19 protein-coding genes and 1 riboswitch are annotated in these 25,444 nt (G+C 48.1%); of the genes, 5 read left to right on the top strand and 14 right to left on the bottom strand.

Annotation, left to right across the window (positions count from 1 at the left end; all coding sequences use genetic code 11):
* Positions 1-51: 51 nt before the first annotated feature.
* The 13 genes from BUC22_RS07045 to BUC22_RS06985 form a co-directional block, all read right to left on the bottom strand.
* Positions 52-276 (bottom strand): FeoA family protein, encoded by a 225-nt coding sequence (locus BUC22_RS07045; protein WP_013381339.1) that lies wholly within the window; start codon positions 274-276, stop codon positions 52-54.
* A 139-nt stretch (positions 277-415) separates the two neighbouring features.
* Positions 416-2,797, bottom strand: a complete 2,382-nt coding sequence (locus BUC22_RS07040; protein ID WP_073382630.1) for a hypothetical protein — start codon at positions 2,795-2,797, stop codon at positions 416-418.
* A 135-nt stretch (positions 2,798-2,932) separates the two neighbouring features.
* Positions 2,933-3,799, bottom strand: a complete 867-nt coding sequence (locus tag BUC22_RS07035) for a LytTR family transcriptional regulator (protein WP_013381341.1) — start codon at positions 3,797-3,799, stop codon at positions 2,933-2,935.
* A gap of 121 nt (positions 3,800-3,920) precedes the next feature.
* Complete coding sequence (gene uvrA / locus BUC22_RS07030) at positions 3,921-6,746, bottom strand: excinuclease ABC subunit UvrA (protein WP_013381342.1); 2,826 nt, start codon at positions 6,744-6,746, stop codon at positions 3,921-3,923.
* Entirely contained in the window at positions 6,743-8,704 is a 1,962-nt protein-coding gene (gene uvrB, locus BUC22_RS07025; protein WP_013381343.1) for an excinuclease ABC subunit UvrB, read from the bottom strand. The genes uvrA and uvrB overlap by 4 nt, the downstream gene beginning before the upstream one ends.
* Positions 8,705-8,844: 140 nt before the next feature.
* On the bottom strand, positions 8,845-10,044 hold the full coding sequence (locus BUC22_RS07020) for a S41 family peptidase (protein ID WP_013381345.1): 1,200 nt from the start codon (positions 10,042-10,044) through the stop codon (positions 8,845-8,847).
* Positions 10,045-10,163: 119 nt separating this feature from the next.
* Entirely contained in the window at positions 10,164-11,417 is a 1,254-nt protein-coding gene (locus BUC22_RS07015; RefSeq protein ID WP_013381346.1) for a murein hydrolase activator EnvC family protein, read from the bottom strand.
* Between the two features lie 23 nt (positions 11,418-11,440).
* Positions 11,441-12,358 carry a permease-like cell division protein FtsX gene (gene ftsX, locus BUC22_RS07010; protein WP_013381347.1) on the bottom strand — a complete coding sequence of 306 codons (918 nt, stop codon included), beginning with the start codon at positions 12,356-12,358 and terminating at the stop codon, positions 11,441-11,443.
* The gene (gene ftsE / locus BUC22_RS07005; protein ID WP_013381348.1) at positions 12,348-13,037 is read right to left on the bottom strand and encodes a cell division ATP-binding protein FtsE; all 690 of its coding nucleotides are present in this window, start codon (positions 13,035-13,037) and stop codon (positions 12,348-12,350) included. The genes ftsX and ftsE overlap by 11 nt, the downstream gene beginning before the upstream one ends.
* A 249-nt stretch (positions 13,038-13,286) precedes the next feature.
* Positions 13,287-14,468 (bottom strand): methionine adenosyltransferase, encoded by a 1,182-nt coding sequence (metK, locus tag BUC22_RS07000; RefSeq protein WP_041689901.1) that lies wholly within the window; start codon positions 14,466-14,468, stop codon positions 13,287-13,289.
* Between the two features lie 118 nt (positions 14,469-14,586).
* Positions 14,587-14,682, bottom strand: a riboswitch (SAM riboswitch).
* Positions 14,683-14,759: 77 nt separating this feature from the next.
* Complete coding sequence (locus BUC22_RS06995) at positions 14,760-15,992, bottom strand: aminopeptidase P N-terminal domain-containing protein (protein ID WP_013381350.1); 1,233 nt, start codon at positions 15,990-15,992, stop codon at positions 14,760-14,762.
* A 307-nt stretch (positions 15,993-16,299) separates the two neighbouring features.
* Positions 16,300-17,097, bottom strand: a complete 798-nt coding sequence (locus BUC22_RS06990) for a Cof-type HAD-IIB family hydrolase (RefSeq protein WP_013381351.1) — start codon at positions 17,095-17,097, stop codon at positions 16,300-16,302.
* A gap of 4 nt (positions 17,098-17,101) precedes the next feature.
* Positions 17,102-17,593 carry a COG2426 family protein gene (locus tag BUC22_RS06985; RefSeq protein ID WP_013381352.1) on the bottom strand — a complete coding sequence of 164 codons (492 nt, stop codon included), beginning with the start codon at positions 17,591-17,593 and terminating at the stop codon, positions 17,102-17,104.
* Positions 17,594-17,816: 223 nt separating this feature from the next.
* Between BUC22_RS06985 and BUC22_RS06980 the strand changes: the two genes are divergently transcribed.
* The 5 genes from BUC22_RS06980 (at position 17,817) to BUC22_RS06960 (ending at position 23,602) form a co-directional block, all read left to right on the top strand.
* Entirely contained in the window at positions 17,817-18,527 is a 711-nt protein-coding gene (locus tag BUC22_RS06980) for a tRNA lysidine(34) synthetase (protein WP_013381353.1), read from the top strand.
* A gap of 52 nt (positions 18,528-18,579) precedes the next feature.
* On the top strand, positions 18,580-19,266 hold the full coding sequence (locus BUC22_RS06975) for a response regulator transcription factor (protein WP_013381354.1): 687 nt from the start codon (positions 18,580-18,582) through the stop codon (positions 19,264-19,266).
* The gene (locus BUC22_RS06970; protein WP_013381355.1) at positions 19,266-21,068 is read left to right on the top strand and encodes an ATP-binding protein; all 1,803 of its coding nucleotides are present in this window, start codon (positions 19,266-19,268) and stop codon (positions 21,066-21,068) included. The genes BUC22_RS06975 and BUC22_RS06970 overlap by 1 nt, the downstream gene beginning before the upstream one ends.
* A complete protein-coding gene (locus BUC22_RS06965; RefSeq protein ID WP_073382628.1) occupies positions 21,055-22,203 on the top strand; it encodes a hypothetical protein in 1,149 nt (382 codons plus the stop codon). Before BUC22_RS06970 ends, BUC22_RS06965 begins: the two co-directional genes overlap by 14 nt.
* A 136-nt stretch (positions 22,204-22,339) precedes the next feature.
* Positions 22,340-23,602, top strand: coding sequence for an HlyC/CorC family transporter (locus tag BUC22_RS06960; protein ID WP_013381357.1), 1,263 nt, complete (start codon positions 22,340-22,342; stop codon positions 23,600-23,602).
* 60 nt (positions 23,603-23,662) lie between these two features.
* On the opposite strand, the gene pyk is transcribed toward BUC22_RS06960, so the two are convergent.
* On the bottom strand, positions 23,663-25,405 hold the full coding sequence (pyk, locus tag BUC22_RS06955; RefSeq protein WP_013381358.1) for a pyruvate kinase: 1,743 nt from the start codon (positions 25,403-25,405) through the stop codon (positions 23,663-23,665).
* Positions 25,406-25,444: the final 39 nt, after the last annotated feature.

The raw sequence follows: 25,444 nt of genomic DNA, 5'->3' as shown, positions 1-25,444 counted from the left end.
CTCGAAAAAGGCGGTTTTTGTGATTTAATATTTATTCAAAATCTTAAACAATTAGGCGATTAATATATTTTCAGCATCGTTTTTTCTCAGGCTTAACGCGTAGCCTCTAAGGTGAATTTCGATCGGATCTCCAAAAGGCGCTACCTTATCGACCATTACCTCGACACCAGGGGTTACGCCCATATCCATGAGCTTACGGCGCATAAGGCCTTCCACTGAAATTGTATCAACCACACCTGATTCACCAGGTCTTAAATCCTTCAATGTTGTTTTCATCTTTATCACCCACTGTCTGTTAAACTCTTTTGTTAGCTTTATTATACTTAATTAGACAGTACCTGTCAACGCATTTCGTGAAAAGATTGGTAATATTTAGCATTTTTTATGTAAAAACTTAGCTTGTGATCGGCTGCGCTTATTTAACCTCCAGTAAAAACAGCAGTGGCCGCTCTTCCTTGGGCTGCCAGCTGAGTTTGCCCCACAGGTTGCCGTAGCGGTAACATTCATGGGCACCGTCATAGCTGCCGTTCATATCAATAATGGCCAGGCAGTATTTAAAATTAAGCCGTGAAAAAAGCAAGGTTCCGCTCTTTTTAACAGAGCCGTTACCGATATAGAAGCCCGCAGCATCCAGACCGCTCAGCGCCTTTGTGGTCTTTTCCGCGGTCATGTTAACCTGTGTCAGCCCGGCAGCGGTCAGTTCATCCTTAAAGGAACTGTACTTCCTGATACGTGCTGCCTGCATCATGGTTTCATAATCGCTGCGGCTGGCATGGTCGTTTTTCTGGGTCTGCGTACAGTCACTGGCAGTGTAGTGGTTTTTATTGCGGTAGTAACAGCTGCTGCCCTTTAAGCCCTGCAGGGTTTTATTGTAGGTCTTATTCACACGATAGTTAAAAACCTTTCCGTCCGCATCCAGCTGACGGTCAGCCTTACATCCCTGGGCAGCACTGGTGTAAAGGCTGTTAATCTTTGCCTGCATGGCCGTAAGGCTGTCCATATTCTGCTTTGTCCGCTGCATACGCATATTGCACAGACCAATGTCACCGCCATTGGGCGTGCCGTCCGCATCCGTCACATTGCCGCCGTACTGGGCAATGAGCTTGTTGAGACTCTCGACATCCGCCGGGTTCAGCCCGCCCGCCTTCAATAGGGTCTGCATATCTGAAATGGCCTGGATTTTCGCTTTGGCTTCAGCTTCATTGCTGTCATAATCATACTGCATAGCGGTGAGAAGATTACCGTATCCCTGGGCATAGTAGTTTTTGATGGCTTCGTTAAAGGACTCGCGTCCGTCCAGGGTCTGGCTGCTCCAGTCGTAATTATAGGAGGACAGGCTCTTAAAGGCAGTAAAAATATCGGTATCTTTTAAAAGCGCCCCCTCACCGGTGATGCCGCGGCCCAGATTCATCATATGATCATAATAACGGTTATCATTATTTTGGCTGGAATACACATGGCTCATGGCTGTGCGAATCTCCTCTAAATGTCCGTCAGTGGTTTGGCCCGCCATGTACTGGATCGCGGTTTTAGCCGAGGTATTACATGCGTCAAAATCATTTTTCAGATCGCCCGCCACACTGTTTAAAGCATTAAGCCTCGCGAGAATATCGCTCCGACGCTGCCCGTTAATAATTTCATCGGTGCTGTTATTCAGCTGACGGCTGACCTGGCTGATCTGATCCTGTATTTTAGCCAGCTCACTGTCTTGCGCACCAGCGTCAAGCTTGCAGATAAGATCTGTGATAATGTTGAGGAAACCAAGTCCCGCAAAGCCTGCGGTATCATTGATCTTATTGAGAACCTGTGTCGCCACCGTCACGCTCTGATTTGCGATCTGCTTGCCTATATCTGTCCCGTTGACGACAGGGCCGCCGCTCGCGCCGCCTGTGAGGTTAACCGTTTTGGGGACATACTCGTCCGGCATTGTCAGCGTGACGTCGCGGTTAAGAGCCGCGCCGTCTGTGTAGGTCAGGATGTCTGCTGGAAGAATCAGGCGCCCAGTGCGTGCCCTGGAAGTATCTGTGTTGGCCTCCTTTGTAAATTTGACTGTAAATCCGGTCTTATCTGCATCGGTGGTTACCGAAGTGACCGAAGCGCCCGCAAAGGCGCCGTCAAAGCTTACGTCACCCTGGGTCAGCCGTTTGCTGAGCTTTCCGCCATCAATATTGACAACGGCTGTGTAGGAGGGTTTGTCTGCCTGGGGATCATCGACAGTAATGCCATCTCCGGCAAGGGCCAGAAACACCGTCTCTACCGGCACGCTCACCGTCAGATCCGTCGCTGTCACATTACAGGCAGACTCCAGAGTAAGGTTTCCTGCCGATTCAGACATCACCGCATCCTCTGGAAGCTTTAGCATAAAGTCTGCCTGGGCCGGCGTTTTGGGGTCAACGCTCAGCGATACCACTGTCGCGGTGTCAAAGGCGCCGCCCAGGTGCAGATTGTTAAGCTGGTTTTTGCTTCCGGCCAAAGTCTGATAGTACCAGTCTGTATCCTTTATGCCGGTGACCGTCAGTGTTCCGCTGATATAACGGGCGTCGGCATGGAGACTTTTTTGGGTTTTGGCGCTTTCCAGTCCGTCCTGGGTTACGGCCTCTTTTAAATTGGTGACGACAAGGTCAGCAACCCCATCAATCGTGTCTGCTGCCTGCAGCTGTATTGGCTGATTCTCGGCTCCCGATGGCTTTGTCAGGTCAACCGCCTCACCAGCGAGTGCCACTGGACTGCCACCCAGTACCAGAGTTAAGATGAGCAGAAAAGCCATACATCTCTTAAGTCGAAGTGTTCTTTTCATGGTAGGACCTCCTCTTTAAAACGTTTAATTAATTCTTATTATATAAAATATACCAAAAAAATCAATGGCCTGTGCACCAATAGGCGGTTAAACACCATCAATGGTAGCACAGGCTATCAAACCCGCTGCCTGAACTTACCGGGATGCCGGATTTTCCTTCACCGTAATCCCCAGCTGGGAAAGCCTGTCCATAATGTGTGTTTTAGTCTCCCGATAGTGCTGCTTGGGAATTGGAATATCAATTCCATCACACAGAAAAACAGAGCTGTATGCCAGGTGGTCCACATAGTTCAGGTTAATGATAAAGCTGCGGTGGACCCTTAAAAACGCATTCGGAAGCCGTTCTGCCAGGGCAGTGATCGATTCATCGACCTGAATTCGGTCGCTCACGCGGCAGATCATGCAGTGGTGCTTAAAGGCCTCGATGAAAAGAATACTGTGGGTTTCCAGAATATATGGCCGCTTACGGATATGCACCTCAAGCTTTTGGGAATCCCGCTGTTTTGCATCAATTTGTTTTTGCATGTAGCGGTAAGTTTCCCGGCCACAGGCATAGGGGAACACCTCCCCTTCCTGAAGCACATCCCATTCGTTGGAAACATGCAGGTGTACCACACGCCAGCCCCCGGACTGCTTTTGATAGACGAAGGTAAGCCGCTGGTTTTGCTTAAGGACATAGCCTGTCTTCGGGTCTGTATAGGCATTCAGGCGGCCGGTCACAATGACGGTATCCGTTGTTCTGTAGGTAACCTCACAGTCCACCCCTTCTGAACAGATGGGCACATCCTGTTCACGCTCAAGTACCGCGCGCATTGCTTTTTTCCCATGGATATACTGGTTCTGCAGGGCCCCGATCCACAGCACATGCTCATCCATATGCCGCATCACAAACTCCAGATCCCGCTTACCATGCGCTTTCATAATTCTCTCAGTCAGCACGATGAGGTCATCGGGCTGACAGTTCTGCGTTTTATCCTGTTTGGTATTCTTTTTTTCTCCCATACACATCGCCTCCTTTCGGCGTATAATATCAAAAAAGCGCAGGGGCTCTGAACGGCTGCTCAGAGACCACATGCGCTTATTTTATTGTCTGTTTCAGGCGTGGGGCATCTCGATACTGATGTCACGACCTGTCATAGGTTTTATTCAAAATCTTAGCCAGGTACTGCCCTGTATAGGATTCCTTCACTTTGGCGACTTCCTCCGGGGTCCCTGTGCATACAATCGTTCCGCCGCCGTCGCCGCCCTCTGGCCCCAGGTCGATAATATGGTCGGCGACCTTTATCATGTCCAGCTGATGCTCGATCACCACCACTGTACTGCCGGTATCGGCCAGGCGCTGCAGTACGTCGATCAGCCTTGCGACATCCGCCATATGAAGCCCCGTGGTCGGTTCGTCCAGAATATAAAGGGTGCGGCCCGTGTTGCGCTTTGAGAGCTCTGTGGCAAGCTTGATGCGCTGCGCTTCCCCGCCGGAAAGCTGTGTAGACGGCTGTCCCAGCTTCACATAGCCAAGCCCCACGTCATAGAGGGTCTGCATTTTATTGCGGATATTGGGCAGATGCTCGAAAAATTTCAGGGATTCCTCAACCGTCATATCCAGCACATCCGCGATGTTTTTCCCTTTATACTTAACCTCCAGCGTCTCGCGGTTATACCGCTGTCCGTGGCACACCTCGCAGGGTACATAGACATCAGGCAGAAAATGCATCTCGATTTTGAGTATTCCGTCACCGCTGCATTTTTCACAGCGGCCGCCCTTGACATTAAAGCTGAAGCGTCCCTTTTTATAGCCCCTGGCCTTGGCCTCAGGTGTCTTGGCAAAAAGGTCACGGATCATGTCAAACACACCGGTATAGGTCGCTGGATTGGATCTTGGGGTACGCCCGATGGGGGACTGGTCAATGGCGATGACCTTATCAATCTCATCCAATCCCTCGATGCTTTTGTATTTTCCAGGCTTCTTAAAGCTGCGGTACAGCTTCTGGGAAGCGCCCTTATACAAAATTTCATTGACCAGGGTGCTCTTTCCTGAGCCGGAAACACCGGTGACACAGATAAATTTGCCCAGCGGGAAGGAAACGTCAATGTTCTTCAGATTGTTCTGAGACGCGCCCTTAATGGTGATGGCCGTGCCTTTACCGTCCCGGCGCTCCTTTGGCACCTCAATCTGCTTTTTGCCGCTCAGATACTGGCCGGTAATCGACTCAGGCACCTTCTTGATATCCTCAACGGTTCCCTCGGCAATGATCTCGCCGCCATGAACGCCCGCTCCGGGGCCAATATCCACAATCCAGTCGGCTTCCTCCATGGTCTCATCATCATGCTCCACCACCACCAGGGTATTGCCGAGATCGGTGAGGCGGCGCAGGGTTTTCAGCAGCTTCTGGTTATCCCGCTGATGCAGCCCGATACTGGGTTCGTCCAGTACATAGAGCACCCCCACAAGTCCGGAACCGATCTGGGTGGCCAGGCGGATACGCTGGGATTCGCCGCCGGAAAGGGTGCCTGCAGCACGGGAAAGGGTCAAGTATTCCAGACCAACGTCCTGGAGGAATTTCAGGCGCGCGTTGATCTCAATAAAAATCTGTTCGCCTATCATCTGTTCTGTCTCTGTGAGATGCATCTTTGAAAAGAAGCCCAAAAGCTCTTTGACCGACATATCCGTAAGGTCAATAATATTTTTATCCTGTACCGTTACCGCAAGGCTTGTGGGGTTCAGGCGCTTCCCTTTACACTTTGGACAGGGAATCTCAGACATATATTTATCGATAAGGCTGCGCATACCCTCGGAGTGGGTTTCCTGATAACGGCGCTCCATATTGTTGACAAGGCCTTCAAAGGTCGTGGTATAGGTGCCCGAAAACTTGCCCTCATACTCGATTTCCAGAATTTCATCCGAGCCGTACAAAAGCTCCTGAAGAAAAGCGTCCGGCGCTTCTGTCAGGGGCTGGTCCAGGGTAAAATTGTATTTTTTCGCAATGGCGCGTATGAGATTGACCATGATTTTCGAGTCATTTTTCAGCCCGAAAAACTTGATGGCCCCCTGTTCAATGGACAGGCTTTTGTCTGGAATCAGCAAGTCCGGGTCAATTTCCTTGTGGAAACCGAGTCCGTGGCACTCGGAACACATCCCAAAGGGGTTGTTGAAGGAAAATGTCCGGGGCTCCAGCGTATCCATGGCAATGCCGCAGTCTGGACAGGACAGCTTTTCGCTGAAAAGCTGCTGTTCGCCGCCGATCACATCACAGATCACCAGGCCGTTTGCCAGATGCAGGGCTGTCTCGATGGAGTCGGTCAGGCGTTTGGTCATGTTTTCCTTGCTCTTAAGGCGGTCAACCACCACCTCAATGCTGTGCTTTTTATTTTTTTCCAGCTCGATGTCTTCACTGGTTTCTCTGGACTCGCCGTCTACGATCAGACGGACATAGCCCTCCTTTTTCAAATGGTCCAGCAGCTTTTTATGCTGCCCCTTCTCACCGCGCACCACCGGCGCCAGAATCTGAAACCGGGTGCCGGGCTCCAGAGCCTGAACGGTGTCCACAATCTGGTCCACACTCTGCGACTCAATAACCTTGCCGCATTTTGGGCAGTGGGGAATGCCAATACGGGCATAAAGCAGACGGAAATAGTCATATATTTCCGTCACTGTCCCAACAGTCGAACGGGGGTTCCGGTTGGTGGTTTTCTGGTCAATGGAAATGGCCGGTGACAGGCCGTCAATGCTCTCCACATTGGGCTTCTGTGTCTGGCCTAAAAACTGCCTCGCGTAAGCAGAAAGGGACTCGACGTAGCGTCTCTGCCCTTCGGCGTAAATGGTATCAAAAGCCAGCGAGGATTTTCCCGATCCGCTGAGACCGGTCAGCACCACCAGCTGGTCTCTCGGTATCTTCACATTAATATTTTTAAGGTTGTGCTCCTTGGCACCCTTGACGTCTATGTATTTCATTTATTTCCTTTCAGTTCTTTAATCCGGTCACGCAGCGCAGCGGCCTTTTCAAACTCAAGATTTTCCGCAGCGGTCAGCATTTCTGCTTCGAGGTTCATGATTTCAGCTTCCACATCCATCACCTCGTCTTCCACCACATAGGAAGCCTGATCCTCAGCGACCTTTGTCACCTCGAGGGAATCGTGGATTTCTTTGTGGACAGACTGCGGAATAATACCGTGGGCCTCGTTGAATTCACTCTGGATTTTCCGCCGGCGGTTGGTTTCGGTGATGGCATAATCCATGGACCTGGTAATTCTGTCCGCGTACATAAGCACCTTGCCCTCCACATTTCTGGCCGCGCGGCCGATGGTCTGGATGAGTGAGGTTTCTGATCGCAGATAGCCTTCCTTGTCCGCATCCAGGATCGCGACCAGTCCAACCTCTGGCAGGTCCAGCCCTTCTCTTAAAAGGTTAATACCGACCAAAACGTCAAACTCGCCCATGCGCAGCTCCTTGAGGATTTTTGTCCGCTCGATGGTGTCAATGTCGGAGTGCAGGTAGTTGACCCGAATGCCGTTTTCCTTGAAATACTGGGTCAGATCCTCCGCCATTTTTTTGGTGAGTGTGGTCACCAGCACCCGGTTTCCCTTGGATACCGTCTCATTGATCTCACTCATCAAATCGTCGATCTGTCCCTTGATGGGCCGCACAAAGATTTCAGGGTCGATGAGGCCGGTGGGGCGGATGATCTGTTCGACGGTCTGTTCGCTGTGTTCTTTTTCATACTTGCTCGGTGTGGCCGAGGTAAAAACAATCTGATTGATTTTCCCTTCAAACTCCTCAAAGTTGAGCGGGCGGTTATCATAGGCAGACGGGAGCCTGAAGCCATAATCCACCAGATTTTGTTTTCTGGCCCTGTCGCCTGAGGACATGCCGCCAATCTGCGGAATGGACACATGGGACTCATCCGCGAAGATTAAAAAGTCCTTTGGGAAATAGTCGATCAGCGTATAGGGCGGCGCTCCTGGAGGCGAGCCGTTAATGTAGCGTGTATAGTTCTCGATGCCGTTGCAGTAGCCCATCTCCTTGAGCATTTCCAGGTCATAGTTGGTCCGCTGCAGAATGCGCTGCGCCTCCACCAGCTGATTATGCCCGGTAAAATAATCATACCGGTCTGCCAACTCGTCACGGATACCTTTGATGGCCACATCCAGCTTTTCGGGCGTGGTGGTATAGTGTGAGGCTGGAAAAATGGAAACATGGCTGAGCTCACCGGTGATCTCGCCTGTAATGGTGTCGATCTCGGTAATCCGGTCGATTTCATCGCCGAAAAACTCCAGCCGAACGGCCTTCCCTGAGGATGCCGCCGGATAAATCTCCAGAATATCGCCCCTTACCCTGAAATTATTACGCTCGAAGGCAATATCGTTGCGGGTATACTGGATATCCACCAGCTTCCGGATAACCGCGTCGCGGTCCTTTTCCATGCCCGGACGCAGAGAAAGTACCAGATTTTCGTAATCAATAGGACTCCCAAGTCCGTAGATACACGATACACTGGCCACCACAATTACGTCCCGGCGTTCAAAAAGCGCCGCTGTGGCCGAGTGGCGCATTTTATCAATCTCATCATTGATGGAGGAGTCCTTTTCAATATAAAGGTCGGAATGCGGCACGTAGGCCTCCGGCTGGTAATAATCATAATAAGATACAAAATATTCCACTGCATTTTCCGGAAAAAAGCTCCGGAACTCGTTGGCGAGCTGGGCCGCCAGCGTTTTATTGTGGGCGATGATCAGCGTCGGCTTCTGGACAGCTTCGATCACCTTGGCCATGGTATAGGTTTTACCAGAACCGGTGACGCCCAAAAGGGTCTGAAATTTCATCCCTTTATCAATGCCGTCGGCCAGTTCCCGGATGGCCTTTTCCTGGTCGCCCTTTGGTTCATAGTCGGACACTACTTTAAATGGTTTCATTCAATCACCTTTGTAACCCTTCAATCCAAGAAACATGTGTTCTCTTATTGTACCACTTCTGTCGGTTTTGTCAATGGGAATCAGTTCAATATAGCAGAAAAAAGGATCGAAGTTTTAAAACTCCGATCCTCCCCTCCTGTTTACTTACCCTTTAAAATCTCAAGTGCCTTCTGAAGCTGTAAATCCTGGTCTTCCGGGACGTTCAGCGTGTTCTTATAGGCCTCGTTCTGGGAAACAGCCACGTCGGGCGTCAGGCCCTTTTCGTTAATGTTCCGGCCGTTCGGTGTAAAGTATTCCGCATTGGTGAGCTTGTAGCCGCTCTTATCCTTGAGGGGCACAACCTCCTGGACAATGCCTTTACCGAATGTTTGTGTTCCTATAAGCTGTCCAGCCCCGGTATCCTGTATCGCCCCAGACAGGATCTCGGAGGAGCTGGCGGTTCCTTCGTTAACGAGTACGGCCATCGGCAGGTCCAGCTTCACCTCCCCGGTCGAGGTATAGTCCTTCCGGCTGCCGTCTTTGTCAACCGTGTAGACCACCGTCGTATCGCCCAGCAGCCGGTCTGCCACTGCCACCGCGGAGGTAACCACACCGCCGCCGTTATAGCGAAGATCAATAATGAGCCCGCTGATATGCTGGCTCAGAAGATTTTCAAGCTCAGCGTTAAAATCCTCAGAGGTTTTATTGGTAAATTCCGAAATAGAAATATAGCCAATGCCGTCAATGACTTTGGAGTCCACTGTTGGGGTGTCAATGCTCTGACGCGTCAGGTTAAAGGTCTGTTCCTGTCCGTCCCTCAGTACGGTTACCTCCACCTCAGTGCCCGGATCGCCGCGCATCAGGCTTACGGTGTACTCGGATCCCTTTCCGCTGACATCCTCACCGTTTACCTTGACGATTTTGTCACCAATCTGCATTCCCGCATCCCCCGCCGGGGTGTTCTTGTAGGGGGTAACCACTGTGGTCGTCGCGCTTTCATCCTCAGTCACGACCACGCCAATGCCGCTGTAGGTGCCTGTTGAGCTTTCCATCAGCTTCTGAAATTCTTCCTCAGTATAATAGCCGCTGTAGGGGTCTCCTGTGGACTCAAACATGCCCTTCATGGCCCCTTCCATCAGGGTCGTATCATCAATATCTTTATAATATTCCTTATCGATATGACCTTTTAAGCTTACCAGTTTTTTAAGTCCATCGGCCATTTCTGTACTGTCAACATTTAAAATCACCTTATTGCCCAGCGCTACATTGGCGCCTGTTGTCAGGCAAAAGGTTAAAATATTTGTAACAATAAGCGCTATTACCGCAATAACGATGAGCTTTTTTCTCTGCCCTTTATCCATTGTCAATCCTTTCAAATCAATTTGAGTCAATACTTACCTGAAAAGAATACACTAAAAGCCTTAAATAAACAATAAAAAAGGAAAGAACCGGACGATTCTTTCCAAATTCTGTCAATATTTTAATAATAGATGTAATCCCATGGATCTACAGGTGTGACGTTATTCGCAAAGTAGCTCAGATGCAGATGTGGTCCGGTAGAATTGCCTGTACTGCCCACATAGCCGATGATATCGCCCTGGTTGACACGCTGGCCGTAAGACACATTATAACCGCTTAAATGGCCAAATAACAGGGTATCGCCATTGTCCATGGCCACCATGATACAGTTGCCATAGCCGCCATACCAAGATGCCTTCGTTACATAACCGCCAGCCGGTGCATGGATCGGTGTGCCTGTGGAGGCGGCAATGTCCATTCCTCCGTGATTGGTGGAGCCAATACCGTTGGTATCGGAAGCTGGACGGTAGCCAAACCAGCTGGTAATGGTGTAGTTGCCTGGCAACGGCCACATAAAGCCGCTGGAAACTACGACGTTACCGCCGCCGGAGGAGCCGCTGTCCGCATCGCTGCCGGAACCGCCAGAACCATTCTGGGCCGCCTGCTCTCTCTCTGCTTCTTCCTGTGCTCTCTGGGCTGCCAGAGCTTCAGCTTCCTGCTGAGCGATTACTGCCAGCTCTGCATCGGCCTGTTTCAGGATTTCATCCTGCTTATTAACCTCTGCCTGATACTGCTGTACTACCTGTTGGTTCTTAGCTAACAGCTCATCCTTCTGAGCCTTGACACTTTGCTGGCTTTGCAGGGCAGTTTCCTGATCTGCCTTTGCCTGCTCTACCTGTGCTTTGTTTGTCTCAATGGTTTCTTTTTTCTCTTCTACCTCCGCACGGGTTTTTTCCAGTGCTGTTGCGCAGTCTTTATCGGCCTGCACGATGGATTTCATCATATCCGCCTTGGCGATGAAATCCGCGAAGTCTGTGGCTGAGAAAAGAACCTGCATATAGCCTTCGTTCCCGTACATATACATGACACGGACACGTTCTTTTAATTCTTCTTCCTGTTTGGCCTGTTTTTCTTCGGCCGCTTCCAGCTCGGCTGTGGTTCTTTCCAGATTAGCGGTCAGATCATTGATCTGTCCGTCCAGAGTACTGATCTGGCCGTTGATCCTGTCGATCTCTGCGTTAGCCTTGCTGATTTCAGTCTGAATCCCTTCGATGGTGTTCTGGGTCATATCCACCTGGTACTGGGCAGCCTCTTTTTTTGCAGACGCGTCGTCTTTTTGCTGCTGCAATTCGTCTTTTGTGGCTGCGTAAACCGGAGAAATAAATAAAGATAAACAAAATAATGCCGTTACAATTAAAGAAATTTTCTTCTTCATTTTCTGAAGTCCCCTCCTGTTTTTTATACGTCTAAGAATTTTCGAATAGCGAACACACTGCCTACCGCACCGATGACCACACCATAAACTGTAAAGAAAAAGATCAGCTGACCCATTACCTGATCCGGTGTCGCCAATGCTGAGGTCATGGGAAGCAGTACACTGCCGCCGAGCATGCCCAATATATAGTAATAAGCCAAACGCACGATCATCACAGCCATAACGGCCGCAATCAGCCCCAGAAAAGTTCCCTCCAGGACAAATGGCGTTCTTATATATGCGTCGGTCGCGCCGACATATTTCATGATACCAATCTCCTTCCGGCGTGCAAACACCGTGAGCTTGATGGTATTATAAATCAAAAATAATGAAATGACTGACAGGACAATCAGCACAACGATGCTCATTGTATTGGCAAAATGGTTAAAATTCAGCAGAGCGTTGATATACTCCTCGCCGTATTTTACGTATTCGACCCCTTTGTCCTGATAAGTCAGAGCAAAAGCCTTAACATCGTCCATGCTTTCCGAGTCTTTTACCTGAATGATAAAAGAGGCGGGCATGGGGTTGTTCTCGGAACTGAAATCACTGAGAAGACCTGTGTAGTCGTCCAGTGAGCTTGAAAAATTTTCCAGAGCCTCGTCCTTTGTTTCAAAACGAACCTCAGAAATGAGAGGATTGGCCTTGAGATCCCGTTCCAGGCTGGCGCGCTGTTCTTCAGTGTAGTCTACCTTCAGAAAAATTTTCATTTCCAGCTGGGATTCCACATTCGCCGTCGCCTGACGGATATTGATGGTAAGCACCAGAAAGATTCCCAAAATGATCAGCGCTGCAATGATGGAAAAAACAGCCGCAATACTCATAAGACTGTTTCGCTGCATGCTCTGTGCTGTATCGCGGAGGATCGTCCGGGGCATTGTTTTCCAGTGATTACTTCGCATTGCGGTACCGTCCTTTGACGTCATCGCTGGTGAGATAGCCATTTTCCAAGGTTAATACCCTTTTTTTCATAATATTAACCATCTCACTGTCATGGGTTACAACTACCACAGTGGTGCCATGCTTGTTAATCTCTTCCAGAATACGCATGATATCACGCGATGTCACAGGGTCAAGGTTCCCTGTCGGTTCGTCACAGATCAGAATACTTGGGTTGTTAATAATGGCTCTGGCGATAACAACACGCTGCTGTTCCCCGCCGGAGAGCTCATTGGGATAATGGTTTGCCCGATGTGAAAGCCCGACCATTTCCAATGCCAGCGGCACCTTTTTGCGGATCTTGCGCTCGGGCCGGCCAATGATCTCCATGGCGTAAGCCACATTTTCATACACACTTTTATTTTCAAGCAGACGGAAATCCTGGAAAACCACGCCCAGCTTTCTTCTAAGATAAGGAATCTCCTTTTTGGAAAGCTTGGAAATATCATGACCCTTGATCTTAACCGTCCCGGTACTCGCGTCGATTTCGCGGAGCAAGAGCTTGATAAAGGTAGACTTCCCGGCGCCGCTTCGGCCAACCAGAAATACAAACTCGCCCTTATCAATAAACAGGTTTACATTTTTTAAGGCGTCTTTTTCATTTTTATCATACGTTTTTGTAACATTTATAAATTCAATCATTCAATCATCTTCCTAGCAGCTTGGTCTTTTGGCAGTTGCCAATGATGCTGTACAGTTTATTTTATACTTTTTAACGCACAAAAACAAGATTTTCTATCCAAGTTTTATCTAAAAGTATTCAAATTATTACTCGAATGCATTAATTATACACAAAACGGTCACGCTTTGCCTTAATTTTTGGATACTTTATATCCTTTTTAAGAAACAAAAAGATAAAGGATCACAACTTTTCAGCTGTGATCCTCTGTTTTAAACTTCCGCTTTTAATTTTTCTGCGACGTCGGTTTTTTCCCAGGGTAAATCCAGGTCGTTTCTGCCAAAATGACCATAAGCGGCCACCTGCTTGTAGATCGGTTTCCTCAGGTCAAGATTCTTGATGATGGCGGCTGGTCTTAGATCAAAATGCTTTCTTACCAGCTCTGCAATTTTATCGTCGGCAACCTTGCCGGTTCCAAAGGTATCAACAAAAACGGATACCGGTTCAGCCACACCGATGGCATAGGCAAGCTGGACCTCACATTTATCCGCCAGCCCTGCCGCCACAATGTTTTTGGCAACGTAACGGGCTGCGTAAGCCGCAGAGCGGTCAACCTTTGTCGGATCCTTTCCTGAGAAAGCACCGCCGCCATGGCGTCCGTATCCACCATAGGTATCTACGATAATTTTACGTCCGGTTAAGCCGGCGTCACCCTGCGGTCCGCCGATGACAAAACGGCCGGTCGGGTTGATAAAATATTTAGTATTTTCATCCAAAAGTGATGGGTCAATTACGGGTTTAATAACTTTTTCGATCATATCCTCACGGATAGTAGCAGCGTCCACATCTGCGCTGTGCTGAGTGGAGATGACCACGGTGTCCACTCTGGTGGGTACGCCGTCGTTGTACTCAACGGTCACCTGAGATTTTCCATCTGGTCTCAGGTAATCGACAACACCCTGTTTGCGTACATCAGATAGCTTTTTAGCCAGCTTGTGCGCCAGAGAGATTGGCATTGGCATGAGCTCTGGTGTTTCGTTGCACGCAAAGCCGAACATCATGCCCTGGTCCCCAGCGCCGGTAGCCAGGTCTTCTTCTTCCAGCTTTCCTTCCTTTGCTTCAAGGGCCTTGTCAACGCCCATGGCAATATCTGAGGACTGTTCGTCAATGGAGGTTAAAACCGCGCAGGTTTCACAGTCGAAGCCATATTTCGCCCGGTCATAGCCGATACCGCGGATGGTTTCACGGACAATTTTGGGAATGTCTGCATAACAGTTGGTGGTGATTTCGCCCGCCACTAAAACCAAACCGGTTGATACGGACGTTTCACAGGCAACGCGGGCCATTGGGTCCTGTTCGATGATCGCGTCCAGCACCGCATCGGAGATCTGGTCACAGATTTTATCCGGATGGCCTTCAGTAACGGATTCTGAGGTAAATAATTGTTTCATCATTCGCTCCTTAAAAATTTGTATTGTCGTAATTCTATTTACCCTTGATAAAGATCACAGATTTTTCAAATCCTTAAATAAAATGAACCCCATGCGCGCATGGGGTTAGATTCGTTCAAAAACCCCATCATTACAGTTTAACTGCAGGTATTGGCACCATGCTTATGCTGGTTGCCGGGTTTCATCGGGCCTGTCCCTCCACCTCTCTGGATAGGTAAATATTCAATTACTTGTAATAGGATAAACCTACAGGGCAATTTTGTCAAGCCCCTTTCATTAAAAAAACAAAAGAGCTTATCCCTTCATCCGCTTTTCAATAACATTAATATCCTTTGGAATCTGCGGCGACAGGTTTTCCGGCCCGTTTTCTGTCACGAGTATATCATCCTCGATCCGCACGCCCATCCCCATTTCGGCAATGTAAAGACCGGGCTCGCAGGTGATGACCATGCCAGGCTCCAGGATGTATTCCCGCTTATCGTTGGTGTCGTGGGTATCCAGCCCCAGCGAATGGCCGATACCGTGGTAATAGAATTCATTGATGTCCTTATTTTTAGGCACGATGTTGTTTTTTAAACATTTCTCAAGAAAAATATCCTTGGTTGCCTGTTGGATATCCAGCATTTTTGCACCGGGCTGGTACATCTGGATCAGCTCTCTCTGGGCCTCGAGAACCATATTGTAGACCGTGGCCTGTTCATCGGTATATGTTCCTGAAACCGGGAAGGTTCGGCTGATATCGCCGCAATAGCCCTTGTAGCGGGCCCCCAGGTCCAGAAGCACCATGTCGCTTCCCTTCATGGTCGCCTGGTTTTTAATATAATGCAGCACCGTAGCGCTTTTTCCTGAGGCCGCAATAGTCTGGAAGGAAACTCCCTGGGCGCCCATCATATTGATGGTATATTCAAAAACCGCCTGAATCTGGTATTCCTTCATATCCGGTTTCAGATTTTCAAGAATAGCGTCAATCCCCTTCGCAGTTATCTCAATGGCATCACGCAGCGCCTGGACTTCCTCGGGCTTTTTAATCAGCCGCATGGCGGTCAGATAGGGCTGAAGATTTTGAAGCTCCATATCCGCGAACAGCAGCTTGATCTGCGGGTCGCTGGTTGCAAAACTCTGGTGCTTGGGCATGGTAAAATCGAAATACAGGTTATCAAAACGGGTTTCCTGTAAAATAAAAGACTCCAGCTCAGTATTATAGCGAACATCTTTAATGCCAGACAACGCCTGAGCTTCTTCAATACTGATCTTAGCACCTACCCATTTTTCCTTGAAGGGGTCTGGCTCATCAATGAATAAACACTCCGAAACCTCGCCGCCTGCATCCTTTTTCATCAAAAGGGTCACATCAGGCTCCTCAATGCCGGTCAGATAATAAAAGTTGTTATCGGTATAAAAGGGATAGTCCGCGTCCAAAGACTGCTGAACTGCCCGTCCAGAATAGATGATCGCCAGGCTTTCCGGCTCCAGCTTTTCGCCTAATTCCCTGCGGGTTTGTCTATAAAAATTCTGTGATAATGGCATTTTCACACTTCCTTTTTCATTATTTTGTCACTAAGGTCTATTGTAAACATAAAAAAGACCAAATTCAATACTGAATTTGATCTTAGTCTGTCAAAAAACCTGAGAGACGAAACCTTTTACCTAAGGAAGACAAAAGCGTTCTGCGGACGCTACCCTCTCACCGGCAGCTTATTGACTAAAGCAAATGCTTTATCTCACCAGTGTCCGGCTATTACGGTAGTACCGCACGATTCCTGGCCGTTATTCACAGCGCTGAATTTGATCTTTAGGCAAAACTGGCAGCGCTTTTCACCACGCCTCTTTTTTATTACAATATATACTTTTCTAAAAGCCAGGCCACACCATCCTCGTCATTGGTTTTCTCACCAACAATATCGGCATGCTTCTTAACGCTGTCCATGGCGTTTTTGACCGCCATCCCAAGCCCGGCGCCTTCGATCATCGGAATATCATTCTCGCTGTCCCCAATACAGGCCATTTCATCGGTTGCAATGCCATAAAGCCCGGCCAACTCCGTAAGGGCCGCGAATTTGTTCAGGCTCTCCATGGTGATTTCCATGAGATTTCGCCCTGCGTGAAAAGTGATGGTCCCATCACAGCGGATCGACTGGATCCGCTCAAGCTCTTCCTCAGACTGATAGGAAAACACAAACTTAAGGGCATTTTCGATTGCCGAAAGATCCTCCAGCTGTTCAATATACGGCCGGCGCACACCGGGCACCTTTCCATAGACTCGGCACAGCGGCTGGTCTGGTATATCATAAAACATATTGTGGCTCGTGGCCACAAAGCAGGGCACCTTGAGCTCCCGGGTCTGGCTTAAAACGCTGAGATACCGGCTTTTGTCAATGGCGCCCATTACCTTTAAAATTTTATCCTCATTAAAAATTGTCCCACCGCCGTCGCCGACGTGGTATTCTTTTTCGAGCCCCAGTCCAACATTCTTAATGAACACCAGCTGTGATTCATTGAACCGTCCGCTTGCTGTAACCACCCGGATTCCCCTGTCCATACACGCCTTCAGCGCTTCCCGGTTTTTGCGGGAAATCTGCTTGTCTGTTGTCAGAAGGGTGTCGTCGAGATCAAGGGCAATCAAACGAACCATATCATCATCCCCCAACGGCCATAAGGCCAAGGGCACACAATGCTGTTACAATCACACCTGCGATGGCTGAGCCCAGAATAACTGACAGCATGCCGCGCTTAAAGTCCATCTCAATGAGCGACGCGGCAAGACAGCCTGTCCAGACGCCAGTACCCGGCAGAGGAATGGCCACGAAAATCATCAATCCCCAAAATTTGTATTGTGTGATTTTCTGTGACTTTTTCATCCCTCTTGTATGCAGCCAGTTGGCGAAAGGGCCGAAAATCTTGGTACCGCGCATCCATTTTAAGACCGCCGGTAAAAACAGCAGTATAAAAGGCGCCGGAATAATGCTTCCAAGCCAGGATAACAGAAAAACCTGTAAATAAGGCATATGCAGCACCAGGGTTCCCCATGGAATCGCACCTCTGAGTTCAACAATCGGGATGGCTGAAATAATGAAAACCTCCAGCCAGTCAGGTAAAAAAGCAAAAAAATTAATAATCGCCTGGGACATTCGTTTCTCCTTTGTTTTTAATCATCTTTATCAAAACTTAAGCATTTCCAATATCGGAATATGCAATTTAAAATTATAACATTAATTTCTATCCGAAACAACTATAAAGGCGACTGACAAGCTTTCCAAAAGTTTTATTTTCAGCTAAAAACCTGATGCAAAATTTGTTTTTTCCTTTGTATAATGGTAAAATACCAGTAGTTTGTTATATAAAGGAGACATCATGAAAAAGATCCTCGGACCTTTGCGAAGAGCAGTTGAAAAATACGAAATGATACGCCCGGGCGACCGCATTGCAGTAGGCCTGTCTGGTGGTAAAGACAGCACTGCGCTGCTGGTCGCCATGAAGCGCTTTCAATATTTCTCACCAGTTCCCTTTGAACTGGAGGGCATTACCCTGGATATGGGCTTTGGCGGAATGGACTTTGAACCCTTGGTTCAGCTCTGCGCTGAGCTGGACATTCCCTACACCATCAAAAAAACACAGATTGGCCCCATTGTTTTTGAGGCCCGGCAGGAAAAGAATCCCTGCGCACTCTGCGCCAGAATGAAGCGCGGCGCACTGCACGACCTGGCCATTGAGCGGGGCTGCCGCAAAATTGCCCTCGGCCACCATGCCGATGACGCCATCGAGACCTTTTTCCTGAGTCTTTTTTATGAGGGCCGCATCAATACCTTTTCACCGGTAACCTATCTTGACCGGAAAGATATCACCCTGATCCGTCCCTTAATCTTTGTTAAGGAAAAGGATATTATCTATAATCCTGAGATCAAAGAGCTGCCCGTCATTAAAAGCACCTGCCCCGCCGACGGCCATACCAAACGTGAGGACATGAAGGATATGATGAAAGAGCTCCGAAAGACCATTCCAGAGTTGGATGACCGCATCCTGAAAGCCATCCAGAACAAAGAACAGTTCCACCTGTGGTTCTGATCACTTTTACGACACATTATATTACATGATATTTATATAGAAGGAGAACAGCATGAACGAAAAAATTTTAGTTGTCGATGACGAAGCCGCCATCGTAGATTTAATCAAAATGGAGTTAGACTTTGAGGGCTATCAGGTAGAGACCGCCTATGATGGCCAGGAGGCCATCGAAAAGGCCCAGAGCTTTGAGCCGGACCTCATTGTCCTGGACATCATGCTGCCCAAGGTCAATGGCTACGATGTCTGCAAAACCCTGACGCCGATGATGGATGTTCCCATCATTCTTTTAACTGCTAAAACCGATATTATCGACAAGGTTCTCGGCCTTGAGCTGGGCGCTGATGATTACCTGACCAAGCCCTTTGACAACCGCGAGCTGCTGGCGCGTATCAAGGCCCATCTCCGCCGCGCTACCAAGGCCCCAGCCGCCAAAAAGACCGATGCCGTTATCAAGAATGGACCTCTCAGCATCATGCCGGATGAACGGACCGTTTTGCTTGACGGCAAGGAAGTACACCTAACGCCAAAGGAATTCGACCTTTTGTATCTGCTGGCCTCCAATCTCGAGCAGGTCTTTCCACGGGATACCCTGCTTGAAAAAATCTGGGGCTACGATTATTACGGCGATACCCGGACCGTCGACATGCACGTCCAGCGTATCCGCCGCAAGATTGATACGCAGCCCAATAAATTTATCCAAACCGTTTTTGGGATCGGATATAAAATGAGGAAAATCTAATGCAAATGACTTACCGGGGGCGAATGATTGTTTACAACATCGCCCTTTTTATCGCTACCTTTATCATTGTTATTTTCTGCGTGATCCAGGGGGTTACCTACTACTATATCAACCAGGCTAAGGATAAGCTCGGGGTGATGAGTCAGGACGCCGTGCTCTACATCGGACAGGAGCTAAAGGCCAGTTCCTCCGAGGCGGCCAATGAGACCCGCTATATTGACAACAGCCTGGCCTTCAGCAAAAGTATTGCCCAGCTCGAAAACAGCCGTGTTATTCTTTTCGACGCTGCCGGCAGCGCCATCGCGGACTCTGTCTCAATCCCCGATAATCAATTCCTGAGTAATGAGATTGAGCTTTCCCGTCAAAAGGACAGCCCGGTTATGACCTTAAAAAATATCGACAACGCCAGTGTTCTTTATTATGTGTCGCCAATTGAGATCGACAATAATTTTCTTGGCTACGTCGGTTTTATTTATTCACTGGACAATATGGACTCCTTCCTCAGTCTGTGCACGCTTTTGTTTGTCATCGGCGGGATTCTCGGCCTGACTATTCTGGTTGTGGTCACCTTATCCTTTTCGAAGCATTTTGTCCAGCCCATCAAGGACCTGACCCGCATCTCAAGCGAAATTAACAAGGGTAACTACAATGTCATGGTTCACTACAGCCGGGATGATGAGATTGGGGATCTTACCCAGGTTTTTAACAAAATGTCCCAGAATGTCAACAATGTGATCCTTCAGCTGGAATCTGAGCGTAAACGCCTCGCCAGTGTTCTGGCTTCACTCGACGATGGGCTGCTGGCCATTGATAAAAAGGGCAACATCATCACGTCCAATTCCTATATCAAAACCTACTTTAACATATCCAACCCCAAAACAATCTACGACTTCCAGTACCAGTCCTTCCTTCGGGATATGTTTGATGACCTTAAAAACGGCAAGGACCACATATCAGAGGAAATTGACTGTAACGGCCGTAACCTGCTCATTATCGGCAGCCCTATCCGGGAGGCCGGCTATGAAGAAAACTACATGATCATTATCCGTAATGTCACCGCCACCAAGCAGTTTCAGAACGAACAGAAAAAATTTATCAGCTCTGTTTCCCATGAGCTGCGGACGCCGCTGACAACCATTATCGGCTATACGGATATGCTCACCCGGAGACAGGTTGTGGACCCTGAAATTCTAAACCGTTCACTATCGACCATCAACCGCGAGGGCCATCGACTGCTGCGTCTTGTGGATGATCTGCTGAATGTGAACCAATTCGATAAAATCGAATTTGATGTTAAGAAAGCAAACCTGGACCTGCATGCCCTGCTCATCGATGTGGTTGACCAAATGCAGATTAAATCCAGTCAAAATGATATTGAGATCAATTATAAATCGGATGAAAACCTGCCGGAAATACTCGGCGACTATGATCGGCTCCAACAGCTCTTCATCAATGTCTTACACAACGCCATCAAATACTCCGACAAAGGGGATATTATCGACGTGGTCTCTACGCGCGAAGACGGCAATATTGTTGTCTCAATCCGCGATTACGGTGTTGGTATCTCCGACGTGGAAAAGGACCGCATTTTCAATGCCTTCTACCGTGTCGATGAGGACCGCGCCCGGAGTGAGGGCGAGGGTGGAGCCGGACTTGGTCTCTACCTTGTAAAACAGATCGTAGAGAAACACAATGGTACCATCCGTGTTGACAGCCAGGTCGGCGAAGGTACCAACGTGATTGTAACCTTGCCTGTCATTGAAAAAGCGCTCGCCGGAGGTGAAAAAAATGAAAAAGAATAAATGGATCGCGCTGCTTTTATTTCTCACGCTTCCCTTTTTCCTCGGTGGCTGCAGAAGCTTCCTGGTACCTCAGGATAAACCGCTGGCCCTCAACAACACACTGCTTCAGCAAAAAAACCCCCAGAGTAAAATGGAGATTCTTTCCTTTGAAAACATCGGAACAGGAACGGTTCAGGATATTTCCTACGACGGGAGCACCCTCCTGTTACTCAATACAACCGAGGCGCCGCCCATCACCTATAACATCAATTTGCTTAAGGTGAGTGAGAACGAGAACCAGCTGACCAGTTTTGTCAATTCTGAAAAGCACCAGCTTTCCGCCAAATTTGATGAATACGCCAAAGGCGTCTTCTATGTGGAAAAGGGGCTGGACACAGAAAATGAAAAATCCTCTAACCAGCTTATCTGGACCTCCATTGACAAAAGTGTTACAAAGACGATTTCCTCACCTGAGGAAAATGTCAACTCGAATATCTGTATTGTGGATGACAGCAGCGTTATTTACAGCAACTCCAATAATCAGATCGTCATGGCAACCTCAGAGGGTGACCGCCGCATTTACCACACGGTCCGCAGCATTCCCGTCCATGATATCCAGTATTATCCTAAAAATAATGCGGTGATCTTCACCGGCACAGACCCGACCGATGATCAAAAAACAAACCTGTATCTGTCTGAGATAAAAGACGGAAGTGATGAGCTCAGCTCCACTCTGATTGATGAAAATGTTATAAATTTTGATATTAACCGCCAGAATGGCAGCATTATCTATACGCAGAACTATGGCGACTCCAACCGGATCATGAGCTACAGCATCAGCAAAGGCGCTCAGCCCTCCGTTGTCAGTGAGGGGAATTTCACTTCGGCAGCGTATACGCCCAACGGGGAGAAAATTCTGTACACACAGTTTTCCAGCATCAATACCAAGACTTCCCAGTCCATCTGGATCATGGATGCAAACGGAAAAAACAAGCTGCAGATATCCGCCCCGCTCACCCTGACCTCGGCAATTATTGCACACCCCTATAAGTCCACAATCTATTTCTCTATTGAGAAAAAAAGAGAAACAGCCACCAGCGACACCAAGGGACAGCCCATTTCACAGATTTACAAAATCGACTATAACATCAACTAATCCTAACGCCCGGATATCAGCAAGGTACCCGGGCATTTTCTTTATAAATATCTGTGCACGTTTTTAACAAAAGAACGGCTGACTATGCTATAATAGGATATAATAACGAATACATTTCAGGAGGAAAATTTATTTTATGGACAGTAGCAGTCTAATAATGATGTTTGTGCTCGCACTGCTTATTTTAATGTCGGCCTATTTTTCGGCCACCGAAACAGCCTTTTCGACTTTTAACAAAATCCGCATGAAAAACATGGCAGCTGAAGGCAATAAGAAAGCAGCTCTGGTACTGAATATCAGCAAAGACTACGACAAAATGCTCTCAACCATTCTCATTGGCAACAATATTGTGAACATTACCTCAGCTTCGCTGGCAACTGTTCTTTTCACCAGACATTTTGGTGATCTGGGCGTCACCATCTCCACTGTGGTCATGACCATTCTTGTCTTGATTTTTGGAGAAATTTCCCCCAAGAGTATGGCTAAGGAGAGCCCTGAAAAGTTTTCTATTTTTTCAGCGCCGATTTTAAATTTTTTTATTTATCTTCTGACGCCCCTGACCTTTGTCTTTTCCCAATGGAAAAGACTGCTGTCAAAATTTTTCAAATCTTCTGACGGCCCCAGCATTACCGATGAGGAATTAAAAACCATTGTGGATGAAGCTCAAAACGAAGGGGTTTTGGACGAACATGAGAGCGAGCTGATCCGTTCCGCCATTGAATTTGATGACCTCAGCGCCGGGGATATTGCCATTCCCAGAGTCGATATCACTGCCATTGACCTCGAAACACCTCTGGATGAAATAGAACAGCTTTTTTCAACCACCGGTTACTCCAGACTCCCGGTCTATATTAAAAGTATTGATAATATTGTCGGTATGATCCACGAGAAGGATTTCCATTCACTGATCAACCACGGTATCACTTCCATTCAGGGAATTGTGGCCGATGTGGTATATGCCAGCGAAAACATGAAAATCTCAACCCTGCTGCGCCTGCTTCAAAAATCCAAAACCCATATGGCCATTGTCGCGGATGAGTTCGGCGGCACCTTTGGGCTTGTCACCCTTGAAGATATCCTGGAAGAGCTTGTGGGCGACATCTGGGATGAACACGACCAGATTGTGGAGGTTTTCAAACCACTGGATGAGCATACCACCCTGGTTTCCTGCCATGCCAATCTTATTGATATGTTTGAATATTTCAATATTCAGTTTCAAAATAAGGATCTTGACTCTAATACGGTAAACGGCTGGGTCGTTGACTTGCTTGGCCATATACCAAAGGTCGGCGATACCTTCACCTATGAAAATCTCGCTGTTACCATCACAAAAGCCAGCCTGAAGTGTGTTCTTGAAATCAAGATTGTCCGGCTGGAAGAAACCGAAACCGATTCTTAAATTTGATCCATTAAAAAAGAGCCTGCAAAATGCACGCTCTTTTTTATTTCACTTTTCAACTTAAACCATGCGAACCTTACCCTGATAAACCATCCCACGCTTTGGATCAACAGAGATCAGCTTACCATGTCCAATGATTTCAAGGGCTTTTTCGACACCGACGATTACCGGGATATTATAGTGTAATCCGGCGATGGCGCCTTCAGAACTCAGGCCGCCTTCTTCGGTAATAATGGCCGCTGCCTTATCCAGAATCCATGAAATATCCGGTGATAAGGATTTGACAACCAGAATATCCCCTTCCTTGAATTCGGAAGCGTTATCTTCATTAATCAATTTTGCATAGCCTGTTACAGGCTTATCGCCGATACCAATGCCACTCATAATTGCATTGCCCACAGTATGGACTTTTATCATATTGGTGTTGCCCTGTACACCAAGCGGCACACCAGCAGCTACAACAGCCAGATCACCAATCTTGACAACGCCCAGCTCTACAGCTGCCTGTACAGAATCGTGCACCATGGAATCTGTATCTCTGAGCTCTGTCATATACATGCAGTAAACGCCCCAGGAAAGGGTTAAACGGCGGACAGTGGATACTTTATCACTGACGGCTAAAATAGTGCATTCTGGGCGGTATTTAGACAGCATACGCGGTGTATGTCCAGAAGAAGTCGCCGCAATAATAGCTGTTGCGTCCAGGTTCGCCGCAATCTGAACAGCTGCTTCACTTACCGCATTGGTTATGGTCAGTTCACCGTGTTCTGGTTTTTGACGATTGATGTATTCTTCAGAGCGTTCAGTTTTTTCCACAATATTTGCCATGGTTTCAACAGCCTGTACCGGATAAGCGCCCGCTGCGGTTTCACCGGAAAGCATTACTGCATCTGTACCATCAAACACTGCGTTGGCAACATCTCCGACTTCGGCTCTTGTTGGTCTCGGGTTGCGGATCATGGAATCCAGCATCTGTGTGGCTGTGATAACCGGCTTACCCAGAAGATTACATTTTTTAATAATGCTTTTCTGTACCAGTGGCACTTCCTCGGCCGGGATTTCGACACCAAGATCCCCTCTGGCCACCATAATACCATCCGAAACAGCTAAGATGCGGTCAATTTTTTCAACGCCTTCGCGGTTTTCAATTTTAGAAATAATCTGGATATTTCCACCGCCGTTATTTTCGAGAACCTTACGGATCGCGATAACATCCTGTGGCTTGCGCACAAAGGACGCTGCCACAAAATCGACTTTCTGCTTGATCCCAAAGATTAAATCACTTTCATCCTTTGGAGTCAGACCTGGGAGATTGATTTCGACATTTGGAATATTGACGCTCTTTTTAGAGCCCAGTACGCCGCCATTGTCGATGCTGCAATAAATTTCTGTTCCGTCAATACGGTCAACATTCAGTTCGATCAGTCCGTCGTCAATCAAAATTTTGTTTCCTACAGACAGGTCATCAGGCAGCCCTTCATAGCTGACACTGACGCGGTCTGCATCTCCCTCGATCTGTTCTGAGGTCAGCACAATCTTTTTACCGGTTTCAAGGGTAACCTTTCCTTCTTTTAAATCCCCGGTACGGATTTCAGGGCCTTTAGTGTCCAGCATCAGCGCAACTGGAATATTCAGCTCCTTACGTACTTCCTTAATTCTCTGGATTCTTCCCGCATGCTCTTCGTGGCTTCCGTGGGAAAAGTTCAAACGCGCTACATTCAGCCCGCCCTGGATCATCTTGGTTAAAATCTCTTTTGAATCGGATGCAGGCCCAAGGGTGCACACCATTTTTGTTTTCTTCATACTGTTATAACCTCACTTTATATTATTATTTATGTCAAA

The organism is Eubacterium callanderi, from assembly GCF_900142645.1.
Taxonomy (GTDB): domain Bacteria; phylum Bacillota; class Clostridia; order Eubacteriales; family Eubacteriaceae; genus Eubacterium; species Eubacterium callanderi.
Note: the sequence above shows the minus strand (reverse complement) of the source record. Positions and strands in the feature narration are given on the sequence as shown.

Coding starts and splice junctions, on each gene's coding strand:
- BUC22_RS07035 (WP_013381341.1), bottom strand. CDS start 3,799: ATGGGAGAAAAAAAGAATACCAAACAGGATAAAACGCAGAACTGTCAG.
- BUC22_RS06990 (WP_013381351.1), bottom strand. CDS start 17,097: ATGGTTCGTTTGATTGCCCTTGATCTCGACGACACCCTTCTGACAACA.
- BUC22_RS06985 (WP_013381352.1), bottom strand. CDS start 17,593: ATGTCCCAGGCGATTATTAATTTTTTTGCTTTTTTACCTGACTGGCTG.
- BUC22_RS06970 (WP_013381355.1), top strand. CDS start 19,266: ATGCAAATGACTTACCGGGGGCGAATGATTGTTTACAACATCGCCCTT.
- BUC22_RS06965 (WP_073382628.1), top strand. CDS start 21,055: ATGAAAAAGAATAAATGGATCGCGCTGCTTTTATTTCTCACGCTTCCC.
- BUC22_RS06980 (WP_013381353.1), top strand. CDS start 17,817: ATGAAAAAGATCCTCGGACCTTTGCGAAGAGCAGTTGAAAAATACGAA.
- BUC22_RS07040 (WP_073382630.1), bottom strand. CDS start 2,797: ATGAAAAGAACACTTCGACTTAAGAGATGTATGGCTTTTCTGCTCATC.
- BUC22_RS06960 (WP_013381357.1), top strand. CDS start 22,340: ATGGACAGTAGCAGTCTAATAATGATGTTTGTGCTCGCACTGCTTATT.
- BUC22_RS06975 (WP_013381354.1), top strand. CDS start 18,580: ATGAACGAAAAAATTTTAGTTGTCGATGACGAAGCCGCCATCGTAGAT.
- BUC22_RS07045 (WP_013381339.1), bottom strand. CDS start 276: ATGAAAACAACATTGAAGGATTTAAGACCTGGTGAATCAGGTGTGGTT.
- uvrA (WP_013381342.1), bottom strand. CDS start 6,746: ATGAAATACATAGACGTCAAGGGTGCCAAGGAGCACAACCTTAAAAAT.
- uvrB (WP_013381343.1), bottom strand. CDS start 8,704: ATGAAACCATTTAAAGTAGTGTCCGACTATGAACCAAAGGGCGACCAG.
- metK (WP_041689901.1), bottom strand. CDS start 14,468: ATGATGAAACAATTATTTACCTCAGAATCCGTTACTGAAGGCCATCCG.
- ftsE (WP_013381348.1), bottom strand. CDS start 13,037: ATGATTGAATTTATAAATGTTACAAAAACGTATGATAAAAATGAAAAA.
- BUC22_RS07015 (WP_013381346.1), bottom strand. CDS start 11,417: ATGAAGAAGAAAATTTCTTTAATTGTAACGGCATTATTTTGTTTATCT.
- BUC22_RS06995 (WP_013381350.1), bottom strand. CDS start 15,992: ATGCCATTATCACAGAATTTTTATAGACAAACCCGCAGGGAATTAGGC.
- ftsX (WP_013381347.1), bottom strand. CDS start 12,358: ATGCGAAGTAATCACTGGAAAACAATGCCCCGGACGATCCTCCGCGAT.
- BUC22_RS07020 (WP_013381345.1), bottom strand. CDS start 10,044: ATGGATAAAGGGCAGAGAAAAAAGCTCATCGTTATTGCGGTAATAGCG.
- pyk (WP_013381358.1), bottom strand. CDS start 25,405: ATGAAGAAAACAAAAATGGTGTGCACCCTTGGGCCTGCATCCGATTCA.